Source organism: Pantoea sp. GM_Pan_4 (assembly GCF_026541005.1).
In the GTDB taxonomy this organism is placed as follows: Bacteria; Pseudomonadota; Gammaproteobacteria; order Enterobacterales; family Enterobacteriaceae; genus Pantoea; species Pantoea dispersa.
Genome location: NZ_JALNUZ010000001.1, coordinates 147,978 through 162,530, shown reverse-complemented (window position 1 = coordinate 162,530; position 14,553 = coordinate 147,978). Strand labels below are relative to the sequence as shown.

Genomic DNA, 14,553 nt, shown 5'->3' with positions numbered 1-14,553 from the left:
GGTTCCTTCAAGGAGTGTACATGTCTATCACGGCAAGCTCGTTATACCGTGACACAGGAAATTTTCTGCGCCATCAGCTGGTCACCATCGTGCTGATGGCGTTGCTGACCTCGTTTATTACCGTGATTGTTGGCCACGCCCTGACGCCGGGCGAGGATCAGTTATCCCTGCTCAGCCAGACCGACAGCAGCGCCTCATCGCTGTTTGAAATCGTTCAGAACATGTCACCGGATCAGCAACGCATTCTGCTGCGCGCCTCTGCCGCCGGCACTTTCGCTGCCCTGATTGGCAACACACTGCTGCTGGGCGGCATGCTGTGCCTGCTGCCGATGGTATCCAGTGGACAGCGCGTCAGCGCGCTGCGCGCGATTGGCGCCTCTGCGCCGCTGCTGCCGAAACTGCTGGTGCAGACCTTCCTGATCACCCTGCTGGTTCAGCTGGGCTTTATGGTACTGATGGTGCCGGGTGTGATTCTGGCGATTCTGCTGTCGCTGGCGCCGGTGATGCTGGCAAGTGAAAAAATGGGCATTTTCAGTGCGATGCGCGCCAGTATGCGTCTGGCCTGGAAGAACATTAAGGTGATCGCCCCGGCGATTATTTTGTGGCTGCTGGGGAAAATTGCGCTGATGTTCTTCTTCTCCTCGCTGACCGTGCTGCCTGCCAATATCGCTTCGGTGGTGCTCAACGCGCTGGGCAACCTGGTATCAGCCATTCTGATTATCTATTTGTACCGGCTGTATATGCTGTTACGTTAAGCGTTACGGCGCCCGCTGCGGCGCCGTAACTCAACGCTCCTGCCCCTGACTGGAAACGCTATGAAGCAGTTACTCGATTTTCTTCCCCTGGTAGTTTTCTTTATTTTCTACAAGCTGTACGACATTTTCGTCGCCTCCGGCGCGCTGGTGGTGGCGACCGGTATCGCTCTGGTGGTCAGCTGGGTGCTGTACCGCAAGCTGGAAAAGATGACCATTTTCACCTTTGTGCTGGTTGCGGTGTTCGGCACCCTGACCTATGTGTTCCACAATGATGAGTTCATCAAGTGGAAAGTCACGGTGATTTACTCGCTGTTCGCGCTGGCGCTGCTGTACAGCCAGTGGTTTATGCAGCAACCGCTGATCCAGACCATGCTTGGCAAAGAGCTGCATCTGCCGGGTGCGGTATGGCGTCGGCTGAATATCGCCTGGGCCCTGTTTTTCCTGGCCTGCGGCCTGGCGAATATTTATGTCGCGTTTTGGTTATCCCAGGCGTTTTGGGTTAACTTTAAGGTGTTCGGTCTTACCGGCCTGACCCTGCTGTTTACGCTGTTAAGCGGCCTGTATATCTGGCGACAGATGCCGCAACAAGAACAAAAATAATCGATGCAGCCCGGTCTCCGCCGGGCTTGTCTTCACCTGCAGAAGAACTGAGCAATGGACGAAAAACATAAGTTGCCGCAAGGCGAGATGGTCTCGCGTACCCTGGCGATGCCGGCAGATACCAATGCCAACGGTGATATCTTCGGCGGCTGGCTGATGTCGCAGATGGATATGGGCGGCGCGATACTGGCTAAAGAGATTGCCAAAGGTCGCGTGGTAACGGTGCGCGTGGACGGTATGACCTTCCTCAAGCCCGTCGCCGTCGGCGATGTGGTGAGCTGCTACGCGCGCTGCATCCGCACCGGCAATAGCTCGATGACCATTAACGTGGAAGTGTGGATTAAAAAAGTGTCGTCCGAACCGATCGGCCAGACTTACTGCGCCACCGAAGCGGTGTTTGTTTATGTGGCGGTCGATAACAGCGGGAAATCCCGTCCACTGCCGGAAGGCCAGGCCAATCTGAGCGATTAAGCGTATAAAAAAGCGGCCCGGAATGGCCGCTTTTTCTTTGCCTGTCTGGCTTTACTCGATGTTCGCGCCGCCGTTAATGCGGAACACGATGTTCATCGTCAGCCCTTTGCCCGGCCGCCCTGGCTGATAGCGCCACTTCTTCATCGCCTGCTTCACTTCGCGCTCAAACATGTTGCGCGGCTCGGCGGACAAAATCTCGACGTTATCGACGCGCCCATCGCTGTCCACGTCAAACTTCACCCGCACCCGCCCTTCAACGCGCAGCGCGAACGCACGCGCCGGATAGGCCGGCTTGCTGACGCTCATCGCTTTCGGTCCATCCGACACCGTCTGCGTCGGGGCCGGGTTACTCTTCGGTGCCGTCGAGGGGCGCGTTTGCGCGGCTGGCGCGTCCTGTTTAAACGGATTCTCCTGCGGCTTCACCTGCTGGCGCGGCTTCGGCTCTGCCTTTTTCTCCACCTTTGGCTTCGGTTTCGGTTTTGGCTTCGGTTTAGGTTCCGGCTTAGGGATCGGCACCGGCTCGGCTTTTGGTGGCTCTGGCGCGACTTCCGGCTCGGGTTCCGGCTCGGGCGGCGGCGGCGGGGTTACTGCTGCCGGCGCCGGTTCAGGCTGCACTTCGGGGGCTACCATGCTAATGCTGATAGGCTGAGACGCTTTAGGAACCTCAATGGTCTGATGAAATGAAGCATAAAGAATGCCGGCGATTACCGAACCGTGAAGGAGCACGGATAAAATCACGGACACAGGCGTTCGGGTTGGAAAAGGCGTAGTCAACGTCGTCATATCAGTCATGTTCATTGAGTGAAGCGCTGATTTTAAATGCAAATAGCAATCAGTTTCAATAAGCACGCTACTGAAGCCCAAAAGAAAGGCGCTTTTTAACCCTGCCTGCGTTGCAGCGCGCGCCCATTATCTTTCGTTTGCACTCTGTTTAGCGATCACTTAACGTGTCTCGCAAATTCGGCAAGTCTAACGGGAGTATCCCATCGTGCTTTACGTCATTTATGCGGAAGATACCGCAGATTCACTGAAAAAACGTAACTCTGTGCGCCCGGCACACCTGGCGCGTCTGCAGCTGCTGCAGGATGAGGGGCGTCTGATTGTCGCCGGTCCTCTGCCTGCCGTCGACAGTAATGAGCCGGGCCCGGCTGGCTTCACCGGTTCTGTGATTGTTGCCGAGTTCTCATCGCTGGAAACGGCCCAGTCATGGGCCAATGACGATCCATATATCGCCGCTGGCGTGTACGACAAAGTCACGGTTAAACCGTTTAAACGGGTGTTCTGATGCAGTGGCAGCCCCTTCTGTTGTTAGTGCTGGTGCTGCTGCTGATTGGTCGTGCGCTGTGGCTGTGGCGCCGTCAGGGCTGGCGTCAGGCGCGCCAGCACATCGTCATGCTGGTGGTACTGGCGGCAGCCCTGCAGATAGTGAATGTTTCACTGGTATTACGCGGCCACTGACGACCGCGTTCATTGCTCAGGTATTCTGCGTGATAAACAGGATGGAGCGGCGCTGCTGCTGCGCTACCTGATGACGAATCGCATGGATGCGCTTATAACGACGTGACTGCCCTTCCAGCCAGCGGGCACGACGGCGATGCGCCTGGCGTAACATTCTCCAGCGGGCCACTTCATTTCTGCTGCGTCTCATCACATCCTCTCTGACTGGCTAAACCCGCGACGCATTATAGTGATCTGGCTAAAAATGCCAAATCGAAACCTTCATCGAAACGTCATCAACGATTAAAGGTTTCGCTGGCGCAGATCAACACGTAAACTTTGCCCATCAAAGCGCGAACGGGACGTCCACTTTATGACCACATTTTATACCCTTATCAGTTGGTTGCTGCTGTTTGGCTACTGGCTGCTGATTGCCGGGGTTACGCTGCGCATCCTGATGAAGCGGCGTGCGGTGACCTCAGCGATGGCCTGGCTGCTGATCATCTACATTCTGCCGCTGGTGGGTATTATCGCCTATCTGTCGTTTGGCGAACTGCATTTAGGTAAACGTCGCGCAGAACGCGCCCGCACCATGTGGCCCTCGACCGCCAAATGGCTCAACGACCTGAAACAGTGTCGTCACATTTTCGCGACTGAACACAGCGACGTGGCGCGTTCCCTGTTCGAGCTGTGCCGTCATCGTCAGGGTATTGCCGGCGTTAAAGGCAATCAGCTGCAGCTGCTGACCAGCGCCGATGACGTGATGCAGGCGCTGATCCGCGATATCCAGCTGGCGCGCCATAATATTGAGATGGTGTTTTACATCTGGCAGCCGGGTGGTCTGGCTGATGATGTAGCGGAATCGCTGATGGCTGCCTCACGGCGCGGCGTGCACTGCCGCCTGATGCTGGACTCCGCCGGCAGCGTGGCGTTCTTCCGCAGTCCGTGGGTGGGCATGATGCGCAACGCCGGTATTGATGTGGTCGAGGCATTGCAGGTCAGCCTGTGGCGTGTGTTCCTGCGCCGCATGGATTTGCGTCAGCACCGCAAAGTGGTGCTGATCGATAACTACATTGCCTATACCGGCAGCATGAATCTGGTGGATCCGCGCTTCTTTAAACAGGATGCTGGCGTGGGTCAATGGATTGATCTGATGGCGCGCATGGAGGGTCCGGTGGCCACCACCATGGGCATCGTCTACGCCTGCGACTGGGAAATCGAAACCGGCAAACGCATTCTGCCGCCGGCGCCGGACGGCAATGTGATGCCGTTTGAGCAGGAGAGCGGTCACACCATTCAGGTGATCGCCTCAGGGCCGGGCTTCCCGGAGGACATGATTCATCAGGCGCTGCTGACGGCGGTGTATTCGGCGCGCGAGCAGCTGATCATGACCACGCCCTACTTCGTGCCGAGCGACGACTTACTGCACGCCATCTGTACCGCCGCGCTGCGTGGCGTTGAGGTGAGCATTGTTGTACCGCGCCACAATGACTCGCTGCTGGTCGGCTGGGCCAGCCGCGCCTTCTTCACTGAACTGCTGGAAGCCGGGGTGAAAATCTATCAGTTTGAAGATGGCCTGTTGCACACCAAGAGCGTGCTGGTGGACGGTCAGCTCAGCCTGGTGGGCACGGTGAACCTGGATATGCGCAGCCTGTGGCTCAACTTCGAGATCACGCTGGTGGTGGATGATGACGGCTTTGGTAGCGATCTCGCCACCGTCCAGGATGATTATATCGCCCGTTCGCGTCTGCTGGACGGCGCGCGCTGGGCAAAACGTGCCTGGTGGCAGCGCATCGTCGAACGACTGTTTTACTTCTTTAGCCCTTTACTGTAAAACGAGCGAAAATATTACCGCCTCAGGGCAAGCAGGAATGACCATGGATTTAAATAATCGCCTTACTGAAGATGAAACGCTGGAACAGGCTTACGATATTTTTCTTGAGCTGGCAGGCGATAACCTCGATCCGGCAGACATCATTCTGTTCAATCTGCAATTTGAAGAGCGCGGCGGCGCCGAGCTGTTTGATCCATCCGAAGACTGGCAGGAACATGTGGATTTCGATCTCAACCCTGACTTCTTCTCAGAAGTGGTGATCGGCCTCGGTGAAGCGGACGGCGAACCGATTACCGATGTGTTCGCACGGATCCTGCTGTGCCGCGAGAAAGACCATAAGCTGTGTCATATTCTGTGGCGTGAATAAGCCGCAGCGCATAAAAAAACGCCGGGCACTTCCCGGCGTTGTTGTTTATGGCAAAGCTATTAAAGCGGATCAACCTTCAGACAGGACACCGCATGGCGGAAACTGCCTTCGAGTAGCGGTCGGGTTTTGGCGCACTCCGGGCCGGCAATCGGGCAGCGGGTGCGGAACACGCAGCCTGATGGCGGATTGATCGGCGACGGCAGTTCCCCTTCCAGCAGCTGAATCTGCTTATTCTTCTCCAGGTCCGGATCAGGAATCGGCACCGCCGACATCAGCGCTTTGGTGTACGGATGCTGTGGATCGTTATACACCGCATCATAGGTACCCAGCTCAACCGCGTGGCCGAGATACATCACCAGTACGCGATCAGAGATGTGCTTCACCACCGCCAGGTCATGCGCGATGAAGATCAGCGACAGGCCCATTTCACGCTGCAGTTTCTGCAGCAGGTTGACCACCTGCGCCTGAATCGACACGTCGAGCGCCGACACCGGCTCATCACAGATAATCAGCTTCGGCTCAAGAATCAGTGCACGGGCGATACCGATACGCTGGCACTGGCCACCGGAGAACTCGTGCGGATAGCGGTTGATGAGGTTCGGCAGCAGACCGACCTTCATCATCATGGTTTTAACCTTATCCTTCACTTCCTGACGCGGCATCTTTGGATAGTAGGTGCGCAGCGGTTCGGCAATGATGTCACCAATGGTCATACGCGGGTTGAGCGAGGCCAGCGGGTCCTGGAAGATCATCTGAATGTCGCTGCGCGCCTGTCGCCACTCTTCCTGGCTCTGGCCCAGCAGATCGCGCCCCAGCCACGCCACGCGCCCGTCGGTGGCTTTCACCAGACCGATAATGGCGCGCGCCAGCGTGGATTTGCCGCAGCCGGATTCACCGACCACGCCAAGGGTTTCGCCTTCATACAGACGCAGACTGACACCATCCACCGCTTTCAGGGTTTTCGGCGGCTGCCAGAACCACTGCTTGCCGTCTTTGATATCGAAATGCACCTTGAGATCGGCGATTTCCAGCAACACTTTTTTCTCTTCAATTACGGTGCTCATACTAACTCCTCCACCGGTTTGAAGCAGGCGCGCAGGCGCCCTTCGGCAAACGGTTCAAGCGGCGGTGATTTGGCACAAATATCCATGGCATAAGCGCAGCGCGGCTGGAACGGACAGCCCTGCGGCAGACGCAACAGGTTGGGCGGGTTGCCGGGAATGGTGGTCAGCGACTCTCCCTCCGCGTCAAGACGCGGCACCGCGCTCAGCAAACCGATCGAGTACGGATGGGCCGGCTGGTAGAACACATCGCGCGCACGGCCATATTCCATGGTGCGCCCGGCATACATCACCAGCACCTTGTCACAGATCCCGGCAACAACGCCAAGATCGTGAGTGATCATGATGATGGCGGTGTTAAATTCACGCTTCAGCTCATTCAGCAGCGTCATGATCTGCGCCTGCACGGTGACATCCAGCGCGGTGGTTGGCTCATCGGCAATCAGCAGCTTTGGCCGGCACAGCAGCGCCATGGCGATCATCACGCGCTGACGCATGCCACCGGAAAACTCGTGCGGGAACATCTTCATGCGCTTGCGCGCTTCAGGCATTTTCACCGCATCCAGCATGCGCACCGACTCTTCAAACGCCTGGGCGCTACTCATGCCTTTGTGCAGTTTCAGCACCTCCATCAGCTGTTCGCCGACGCGCATGTACGGATTGAGCGATGTCATCGGGTCCTGGAAAATCATCGCAATCTGTTCCGCGCGCAGCTTGTTCAGCTTACTTTCCGGCAGATTGAGGATTTCGCTGCCGTTGAACTGCGCCGAGCCGCCAATGCGACCATTTTTCGCCAGCAGCCCCATCAGCGCAAACGCGGTTTGCGATTTTCCGGAGCCGGATTCACCGACAATGCCCAGCGTTTCACCGGCGCGCAGGGAAAAGTTGAGGTCGTTCACAGCGGTCACGTCGCCGTCGTGAGTACTGAAGGTGACGCGCAGATCTTTAACGTCCAGCAGCAGGTTAGCGTTTCCCGCAGGTGCAGCCGCCAGCGGCTGCTGAGTATCATGATGGGTCATCGGGAAACTCCTTAACGATCTTTCGGGTCGAGGGCGTCACGCAGGCCATCGCCGATAAAGTTGAAACAGAACAACGTCACCACCAGGAAGCCCGCCGGGAACATCAGCAGCCACGGTGATACTTCCATCGAGTTAGCGCCGTCGCTCAACAGCGCGCCCCAGCTGCTCAGTGGCTCCTGGGTGCCGAGGCCGAGGAAACTCAGGAAGGATTCAAACAGGATCATGCTTGGCACCAGCAGCGAGGCATACACCACCACCACACCTAGCACGTTCGGCACGATGTGGCGCAGCACGATATTGCCGGTAGAAACACCGCCGACCTGCGCCGCTTCGATGAACTCTTTGCGCTTCAGTCCCAGCGTCTGGCCGCGCACGATACGCGCCATATCCAGCCATGACACCATGCCAATGGCAACGAAGATTAGCAGGATATTGCGGCCAAAGAAGGTCACCAGCAGGATGACGAAGAACATAAACGGGAACGAGTTGAGGATTTCCAGGATACGCATCATCACCGAGTCAATCTTGCCGCCGAGGTAGCCGGCCAGCGAACCGTACAGCGTGCCCACCAGCACCGCGATCAGCGCTGAAGCGATGCCGACCATCAGCGAGATACGGCCGCCAATCGCCACGCGCACCAGCAGGTCACGTCCCGAGGAGTCGGTGCCAAACCAGTGGCCTGAGGTGGTGTCCGGCGGTGCAGACATCATCGCCCAGTCGGTATCATCATATTTGAACTGCGCCAGCATCGGGGCGAACACCACGAACAGCGCAATCACCAGCAGCACCAGCAGGCTGATAAGGGCCGCACGGTTATGAATAAAGCGGCGACGTGCGTCCTGCCACAGGCTGCGCCCTTCCACTTCCAGCTTTTCACTGAACGCGTCCAGAGCTTCGCTATTTTTCTTACTTAACATCATGAGCGAGCTCCACCATCAGTAACGAATTTTTGGATCGATAACGGCGTACAGCACGTCAACGATCGCATTGAACAGGATGGTCAGCACGCCGACCAGAATCGTCAGGCTCATCACCAGCGAGTAGTCACGGTTCAGTGCGCCGTTGACGAATAGCTGACCGATGCCCGGCAGACCGTAAATTGATTCGATTACCATCGAACCGGTGATGATGCCAACAAACGCCGGCCCCATATAGGAGAGCACCGGCAGCAGCGCCGGCTTCAGCGCGTGGCGCAGCACGATACGGCGCAGCGGCAGCCCTTTCGCACGCGCGGTGCGGATGAAGTTGGAGTGCATCACTTCAATCATCGAGCCGCGGGTGATACGGGCGATACTGGCGATGTAAGCCAGTGACAGCGCCACCATCGGCAGCAGCATGTAGTTCCACTGGCCGCCATTCCAGCCGCCGCCTGGCAGCCAGCGTAGGGTGATGGCAAAGATCAGTACCAGCAGCGGTGCCACCACGAAGCTGGGAATGACCACCCCGGTCATCGCCACCCCCATGACCGCATAATCCCACAAACTGTTTTGCTTCAGCGCGGCGATAACCCCCGCCGTGACGCCCAGCACCACCGCAAGGAAGAAGGCTGCCAGCCCCAGTTTGGCCGATACCGGAAACGCATGACCGACCAGGTAGTTAACCGAGTAGTCTTTATATTTAAACGACGGCCCGAAATCACCGTGTGCCAGCTGCACCAGGTAGCTGAGATACTGTTTGCCGATCGGATCGTTGAGATGATATTTGGCCTCAATGTTGGCCATGACTTCCGGCGCCAGCGCACGCTCGCCGGTGAACGGACTGCCGGGTGCCAGTCGCATCATAAAGAAGGAGATGGTGATCAGAATGAATAGCGTCGGGATGGCTTCAAGGAGCCGACGCAGGATGAATTTTAACATTGCCGTACCTACCAGGCTGTTGCTTCACAAAGTCAAAAAGGCGGCGCCGCAGCACCGCCACTGTCGATAGCCTGAGTGCTATTAATGCTTAATGATGTACAGGTTCTTATCCAGGGTTTTATCCAGCGGATCGTTGCCGGTGTAGCCGCCAACGTACGGTTTCACCAGACGCGCGTTCACGTAGTAGTAAACCGGCACGATGGTGCTGTCTTTATCCAGGATCTGCTCTGCTTTCTGATAATCGGCCACGCGCGCTTTGTCATCCGCCGCTTTCACCGCATCGTGAATCACTTTGTCGAAGTCCGCGCTCTTATAGTGCGAGGTGTTACTGCTGCTGTCCGACAACATGATGTTCAGGAAGGAAGTCGGTTCGTTATAGTCGGCACACCATGCCGCGCGGGAGACATCGAAGTTGCCCTGATGACGGGTATCCAGGAAGGTTTTCCACTCCTGGTTTTCCAGCTTAATGTTGACGCCGATGTTCTTTTTCCAGATGGACGAGGCGGCAATCGCCAGTTTTTTGTGCAGATCGGAGGTGTTGTACAGCAGATTGAAGGTCAGCGGTTTGTCGGCGGTATAACCGGCTTCGGCCAGCAGTTTCTTCGCTTCTTCGTTACGCTTGTTCTGATCCCACTTGTACCAGTCCGGCGGCAGCAGTTCCATGCCGTCAGTGGCTGGCGGTGTGAAGCTGTAGGCCGGCTGTTGACCCTGCGCCAGCACTTTGTTCACCATGATGTCGCGATCCAGACCCAGCTTCAGCGCGGTACGCACGCGGACATCGGTAAACGGTGCTTTCTGGTTGTTTATTTCATAGTAGTAGGTGCACAGATACGGTTTCACCATCAGCTCTTTACCGTTATCACGCTGCAGTTTTTTAAACAGCTCGATCGGCATGTTGTTGTAAGTGATGTCGCTGCCGTTCTCGGAGAAATAACGGTTCACATCGCTGACTTCGGAGTTGATTGGCAGGAAGGTGACTTTATTCAGTACGGTATGTTCGTTGTCCCAGTATTCCGGGTTACGCACCAGCGTCACGCGTTCGTTGATCACGTGAGATTCCAGTTTAAATGCACCGTTGCCGACCCAGTTCTGCGGCTGCGTCCACTGGTCGCCAAACTTCTCAATGGCGGGCTTATACACCGGTGACATCACCGCGTTGATCAGCAGCTTATCGAAGTACGGTACCGGCTCGCTCAGCGTCACTTCCAGCGTGTGGTCATCCAGTGCCTTCACGCCGAGATCGGAGGTCGGTTTTTTGCCGGCGATGATGTCATCCACGTTGAGGATGTGGCCATACTGCGGGTAGCTCGCATAGGGCGAGGCGGTTTTTGGATCGACCAGACGCTGCCAGCTGTAGACGAAGTCCTGCGCGGTGACCGGCTCGCCGTTTGACCATTTGGCATTTTTACGCAGATGGAAAGTCCAGACTTTGTAGTCTTTGTTTTCCCAGCTTTCCGCGACGCCCGGCACCGGTTTGCCGTTGCTGTCGCTCACGATCAGACCTTCATACAGGTCACGGGCGATATTATCTTCCGGCACGCCTTCGATTTTGTGCGGATCCAGCGACTGCACTTCATCGCCATTGCCGCGCACCAGTTCCTGTTTCGCTGCCAATTCGGTACCCGCCGGTACGTTGGCCGCCAGTGCAGCATTCCCTGCCAGCGCGCCGATGGCCGCCAGTACGCCTGCGGCGATCAGGCTTTTTTTCGTGATGTTGTTCATTATTACGCTCCAGTTTTATTATCGTCACCGGGTCGGCTGACCGCCCGGCGTACCCCGTTTCCGGGAGATCTCCGCCTGTCTGCGCGAAGATCACTACCACCCTGCAGGGTTACCACGGCAACGTGACGCCCGACTGTAGCGCCGGATCGTCACATTACTCAATGTTTCTTTATGTAATAGTATTTCAGCGCCAGCATATCCTGCGGATCTTTGCCGCTGAAACCGCCCACCCACGGCTTCACCAGCCGCACGCTAACGCGGTAGTAAACCGGAATGATCGGTGAATCCTGATCCAGCTGTTGTTCCGCCTGCTGATAGAGCTGCGCGCGCTGCGCGTCATCTGCGGTGTTGAGCGTTTGCGCCATCAGCGCATCAAATGCGGCACTGTGATAAAACGCGGTGTTGATGGAGGAGCCACTCAGCAGCAGATTGAGGAAGCTGGATGGCTCGTTGTAATCCGCACACCAGGTGGCGCGCACCACATCAAACTGTGCCTGATGACGGGTCTCCAGTAGCGTTTTCCACTCCTGATTTTGCAGCGTGACCTGCGCACCGAGATTCTTTTGCCACATCGAGGCAGCCGCAATCGCCTGACGCTTGTTCTGTTCTGAGGTGTTATACAGCAGGGTAAAACGCAGCGGATGCCGGGCATTGAAGCCAGCTTCCGCCAGCAGCTGCTTCGCTGCCGCGTTACGTTGCGCCTGCGTCTGCTGCGCCCACGCTGGCGTATTGAGAGCAATACCGTGAATAAAGGGCGGCGTCAGGCCGTAGGCCGGGATCTGTCCCTGTCCCATAATTTTCTGCGCGATGATGTCGCGGTCGAGCGTTAACTTCAGCGCGCTGCGTACGCGGACGTCGTCAAACGGCGCTTTCTTGTTATTGATTTCGTAATAGAAGGTGCACAGCAGCGGGCTAACTTTTACTTCATCTCCCAGCGACTGCTGCAGTTTTTTGAACATATCGGGCGGCACCACGCTGTTGGTCATGTCGGTGCCGCCACTGCGATAGCGGTTTATATCGCTATTCTCAGAGGTGAGTGCCAGAAATACGCCTTCGTCCAGCGTGGTATGGGCATTGTCCCAGTAGTGCGGATTACGCTTCACCACGATCTGCTCATTCACCACCCAGTCCGCCAGCGTGTAAGCGCCATTACCCACGTAATGCCGCGGCTGTGTCCAGGCATCGCCCCACTGCTCTACCGCCGGACGATACACCGGTTTCATCGAAGTATGAGCCAGCATATCAACAAAATACGGTACCGGTTCGGAGAGCGTAACCTGCAAATGATGGTCGTCCAGCGCTTTCACGCCCAGCAGGGAAGGCGCAGCTTTACCAGCCAGAATGGCATCAATGTTGCTGATGTGCGCAGCCTGTAAATAGCTGGCGTACGGCGAGGCAGTGCGCGGATCGGCCAGACGCTGCCAGCTGTAGACAAAGTCCTGCGCGGTGACCGGCTCACCATTGCTCCAGCGGGCGTCTTTACGCAGCGTGAACGTCCAGATGCGGCCCTGCTGATTTTGCCACTGCTGCGCCACGCCGGGCACCAGTTGACCGTTGTTGTCGGTCTCAACCAGTCCTTCCAGCAGATTGCGAATCACATTGGATTCCGGCACGCCCTCGACTTTTTGCGGATCAAGTGAGGACACTTCGCTGCCATTGTTAATAACGATGCGTTGCGTATCCGCTAATGACGTCCCGGCCGGGATCTCAGCGGCCTGACTTTGCGCCAGCGCACTGGAGAGGCAAAGCGCCAGAAACGTGCGCGCTGCCGTTTTCGCTACCATGCTTTTCATCAACCAATATCAACCTTCAACATAAACCTGATAGCAGTAAGCAAGAAGCGTACACATTTGTTGCTAGCAGATAAAAAATTTTGCGGTGAGCCGAAAATTATCAGAAGCGTTGCCCGCACGCCAAAGCTAAACCACAAAAATGTTAGCTGATTCTCTTTTATCACGTTGCCGCGCACAGGAAAAGTGTTAATTCTTGAGCAGAATTATCGACTAATCCACTGAAAAATAATGAATTTCACCCTCATTTGCACGTTAATTATTCGTTAATCAACTAACTTTATAATATTTATGAATATTGCTGCTTTTAATGCTGAAGCCCGGATATTTATTCAGATTTATAGCACAAGCTATAGAATGATACTGCGGATGATTTGCAGAGCAGTGGGATATACTGTGACGATTATCACAGTATTTTGCGGCTCAGGGTATATGCGGGATAACATCAGTAGTAAAACTGATGAGGTTAAGCCGATATTAAGCGCGACAAATAAAATCACTATAATGGTGCAATATTTCGTTTAATTGCACCATTCTGGTTCATAAAGCGCTTAGCGATAAAAAATAACCGCCGTTAATTCAGTAATCCTGGAAACAGGGCTTTCATTCCGGTCACGACAAACTCAATGCCCAGCGCCATGAGCAGCAGCCCCATGATACGCGTAATGACGTTGATACCGGTTTGTCCCAATACGCGCACCATCAGCGGTGCGGCCCGGAACAATAACCAGCAGCAGAAGGCAAATATCGCAATCGCCAGGGTAAAGCCAAGCAGATTTGGCCAGCTGTGATAACGCGAGCTCCAGACAATGGTCGAGCTGATCGCGCCCGGCCCTGCCATCAGCGGCAGCGCCAGCGGCACCACGCCGATGCTTTCACGAATCGCCGTTTCTGACTTCTCCTGCTTGTTCTGTTTGTCTTCACCCAGCTTGCCGCTGATCATCGACATGGCGATGGTGACCACCAGAATGCCGCCGGCGATGCGGAAAGAGTCAATCGAGATACCAAACAGATGCAGGATACCGTCGCCAAGAAACAGCGAGGTCCAGAGGATAATCGCCACCGCCAGGTTCGCGGTCAGGTTGGTTTTATTGCGCTCCGCCACCGCCTGGTAGCTGGTCATGCTGATAAATACCGGAATAATGCCGACCGGGTTAACCAGCGCGAACAAACCCACAAAAAATTTAATGTAGCCAGAAAGATCGAGTAGCGCAGGGGTCACGGTGGGCTCCAGATGATGGCGAAAAAAATCGCGCTTAATGTAGTGCAAAAGCCTGGCGAAAAACCAGAGGCTAACGCAGAAATAAATGCTGCACTTAAAGCACTATCCCAGTTTATTCCGCTACTGTTAGCACGATGTTATCGGCCTGCAGCCGGTCAGATCGGCTTCTGTAGCCGTCGACGCTAACTTTACTTGCAAAAGTGAGCGCTGAAAGGTGTCAGCTGATAGTTAAATTGATCTGCATCATAAATCGCCTACCCCATCAGGGGTAATCTTAGCCCATCGGAACTCAACCCTGTGACACAGGTCATCCTGGCGGAAAAACCTTTTTAGTAAGCAACGGCACGGGCATCGCCATCCTTAGCTATCCATAAGCGTAACGAGACTATACTTCTGGATTCAGGCTTGTTTACTAAAAA

16 protein-coding genes are annotated in these 14,553 nt (G+C 55.8%); 7 read left to right on the top strand and 9 right to left on the bottom strand.

Translation table 11 applies throughout. From position 1 onward, the window contains the following. Positions 1 to 20: 20 nt before the first annotated feature. The 3 genes from OXR61_RS00850 to yciA are packed head-to-tail and all read left to right on the top strand — an operon-like array spanning position 21 to position 1,826. The gene (locus OXR61_RS00850; RefSeq protein ID WP_267410485.1) at positions 21 to 755 is read left to right on the top strand and encodes a YciC family protein; all 735 of its coding nucleotides are present in this window, start codon (positions 21 to 23) and stop codon (positions 753 to 755) included. Positions 756 to 815: 60 nt separating this feature from the next. Then, positions 816 to 1,355, top strand: a complete 540-nt coding sequence (locus OXR61_RS00845; RefSeq protein ID WP_021510095.1) for a septation protein A — start codon at positions 816 to 818, stop codon at positions 1,353 to 1,355. Positions 1,356 to 1,409: 54 nt separating this feature from the next. After that, positions 1,410 to 1,826 carry an acyl-CoA thioester hydrolase YciA gene (gene yciA, locus OXR61_RS00840; protein WP_021510094.1) on the top strand — a complete coding sequence of 139 codons (417 nt, stop codon included), beginning with the start codon at positions 1,410 to 1,412 and terminating at the stop codon, positions 1,824 to 1,826. A 51-nt stretch (positions 1,827 to 1,877) separates the two neighbouring features. Here yciA and tonB read toward each other — a convergent pair whose 3' ends face one another. Then, a complete protein-coding gene (gene tonB / locus OXR61_RS00835) occupies positions 1,878 to 2,609 on the bottom strand; it encodes a TonB system transport protein TonB (protein WP_031280217.1) in 732 nt (243 codons plus the stop codon). Between the two features lie 205 nt (positions 2,610 to 2,814). Here tonB and OXR61_RS00830 point away from each other — a divergent pair, with 205 nt between their 5' ends. Both OXR61_RS00830 and OXR61_RS00825 read left to right on the top strand, forming a co-directional pair. Then, a complete protein-coding gene (locus tag OXR61_RS00830) occupies positions 2,815 to 3,111 on the top strand; it encodes a YciI family protein (protein WP_267410484.1) in 297 nt (98 codons plus the stop codon). Next, positions 3,111 to 3,284, top strand: a complete 174-nt coding sequence (locus OXR61_RS00825; RefSeq protein WP_021510092.1) for a hypothetical protein — start codon at positions 3,111 to 3,113, stop codon at positions 3,282 to 3,284. The genes OXR61_RS00830 and OXR61_RS00825 overlap by 1 nt, the downstream gene beginning before the upstream one ends. Before the next feature lie 16 nt (positions 3,285 to 3,300). Here OXR61_RS00825 and OXR61_RS00820 read toward each other — a convergent pair whose 3' ends face one another. Further along, positions 3,301 to 3,474: a YciY family protein gene (locus tag OXR61_RS00820; RefSeq protein ID WP_088517180.1), complete on the bottom strand. Its 174-nt coding sequence runs from the start codon at positions 3,472 to 3,474 to the stop codon at positions 3,301 to 3,303. Positions 3,475 to 3,636: 162 nt separating this feature from the next. Here OXR61_RS00820 and cls point away from each other — a divergent pair, with 162 nt between their 5' ends. Beyond that, positions 3,637 to 5,097 (top strand): cardiolipin synthase, encoded by a 1,461-nt coding sequence (gene cls / locus OXR61_RS00815; RefSeq protein ID WP_021510090.1) that lies wholly within the window; start codon positions 3,637 to 3,639, stop codon positions 5,095 to 5,097. A 37-nt stretch (positions 5,098 to 5,134) separates the two neighbouring features. Further along, positions 5,135 to 5,464 carry an HI1450 family dsDNA-mimic protein gene (locus OXR61_RS00810; RefSeq protein ID WP_013509338.1) on the top strand — a complete coding sequence of 110 codons (330 nt, stop codon included), beginning with the start codon at positions 5,135 to 5,137 and terminating at the stop codon, positions 5,462 to 5,464. Positions 5,465 to 5,523: 59 nt separating this feature from the next. Here OXR61_RS00810 and oppF read toward each other — a convergent pair whose 3' ends face one another. The 7 genes from oppF to OXR61_RS00775 form a co-directional block, all read right to left on the bottom strand. Continuing rightward, positions 5,524 to 6,528: a murein tripeptide/oligopeptide ABC transporter ATP binding protein OppF gene (gene oppF, locus OXR61_RS00805; RefSeq protein ID WP_021510088.1), complete on the bottom strand. Its 1,005-nt coding sequence runs from the start codon at positions 6,526 to 6,528 to the stop codon at positions 5,524 to 5,526. After that, the gene (locus OXR61_RS00800; protein ID WP_021510087.1) at positions 6,525 to 7,544 is read right to left on the bottom strand and encodes an ABC transporter ATP-binding protein; all 1,020 of its coding nucleotides are present in this window, start codon (positions 7,542 to 7,544) and stop codon (positions 6,525 to 6,527) included. The genes oppF and OXR61_RS00800 overlap by 4 nt, the downstream gene beginning before the upstream one ends. A gap of 11 nt (positions 7,545 to 7,555) precedes the next feature. After that, complete coding sequence (oppC, locus tag OXR61_RS00795; RefSeq protein ID WP_021510086.1) at positions 7,556 to 8,464, bottom strand: oligopeptide ABC transporter permease OppC; 909 nt, start codon at positions 8,462 to 8,464, stop codon at positions 7,556 to 7,558. A 15-nt stretch (positions 8,465 to 8,479) separates the two neighbouring features. Then, positions 8,480 to 9,400, bottom strand: coding sequence for an oligopeptide ABC transporter permease OppB (oppB, locus tag OXR61_RS00790; RefSeq protein ID WP_021510085.1), 921 nt, complete (start codon positions 9,398 to 9,400; stop codon positions 8,480 to 8,482). An 81-nt stretch (positions 9,401 to 9,481) separates the two neighbouring features. Then, positions 9,482 to 11,122 carry an oligopeptide ABC transporter substrate-binding protein OppA gene (gene oppA, locus OXR61_RS00785; RefSeq protein WP_021510084.1) on the bottom strand — a complete coding sequence of 547 codons (1,641 nt, stop codon included), beginning with the start codon at positions 11,120 to 11,122 and terminating at the stop codon, positions 9,482 to 9,484. 158 nt (positions 11,123 to 11,280) lie between these two features. Beyond that, positions 11,281 to 12,915 (bottom strand): ABC transporter substrate-binding protein, encoded by a 1,635-nt coding sequence (locus OXR61_RS00780; protein WP_021510083.1) that lies wholly within the window; start codon positions 12,913 to 12,915, stop codon positions 11,281 to 11,283. Positions 12,916 to 13,486: 571 nt separating this feature from the next. Continuing rightward, positions 13,487 to 14,134 carry a YchE family NAAT transporter gene (locus tag OXR61_RS00775; protein ID WP_031280216.1) on the bottom strand — a complete coding sequence of 216 codons (648 nt, stop codon included), beginning with the start codon at positions 14,132 to 14,134 and terminating at the stop codon, positions 13,487 to 13,489. Positions 14,135 to 14,553: the final 419 nt, after the last annotated feature.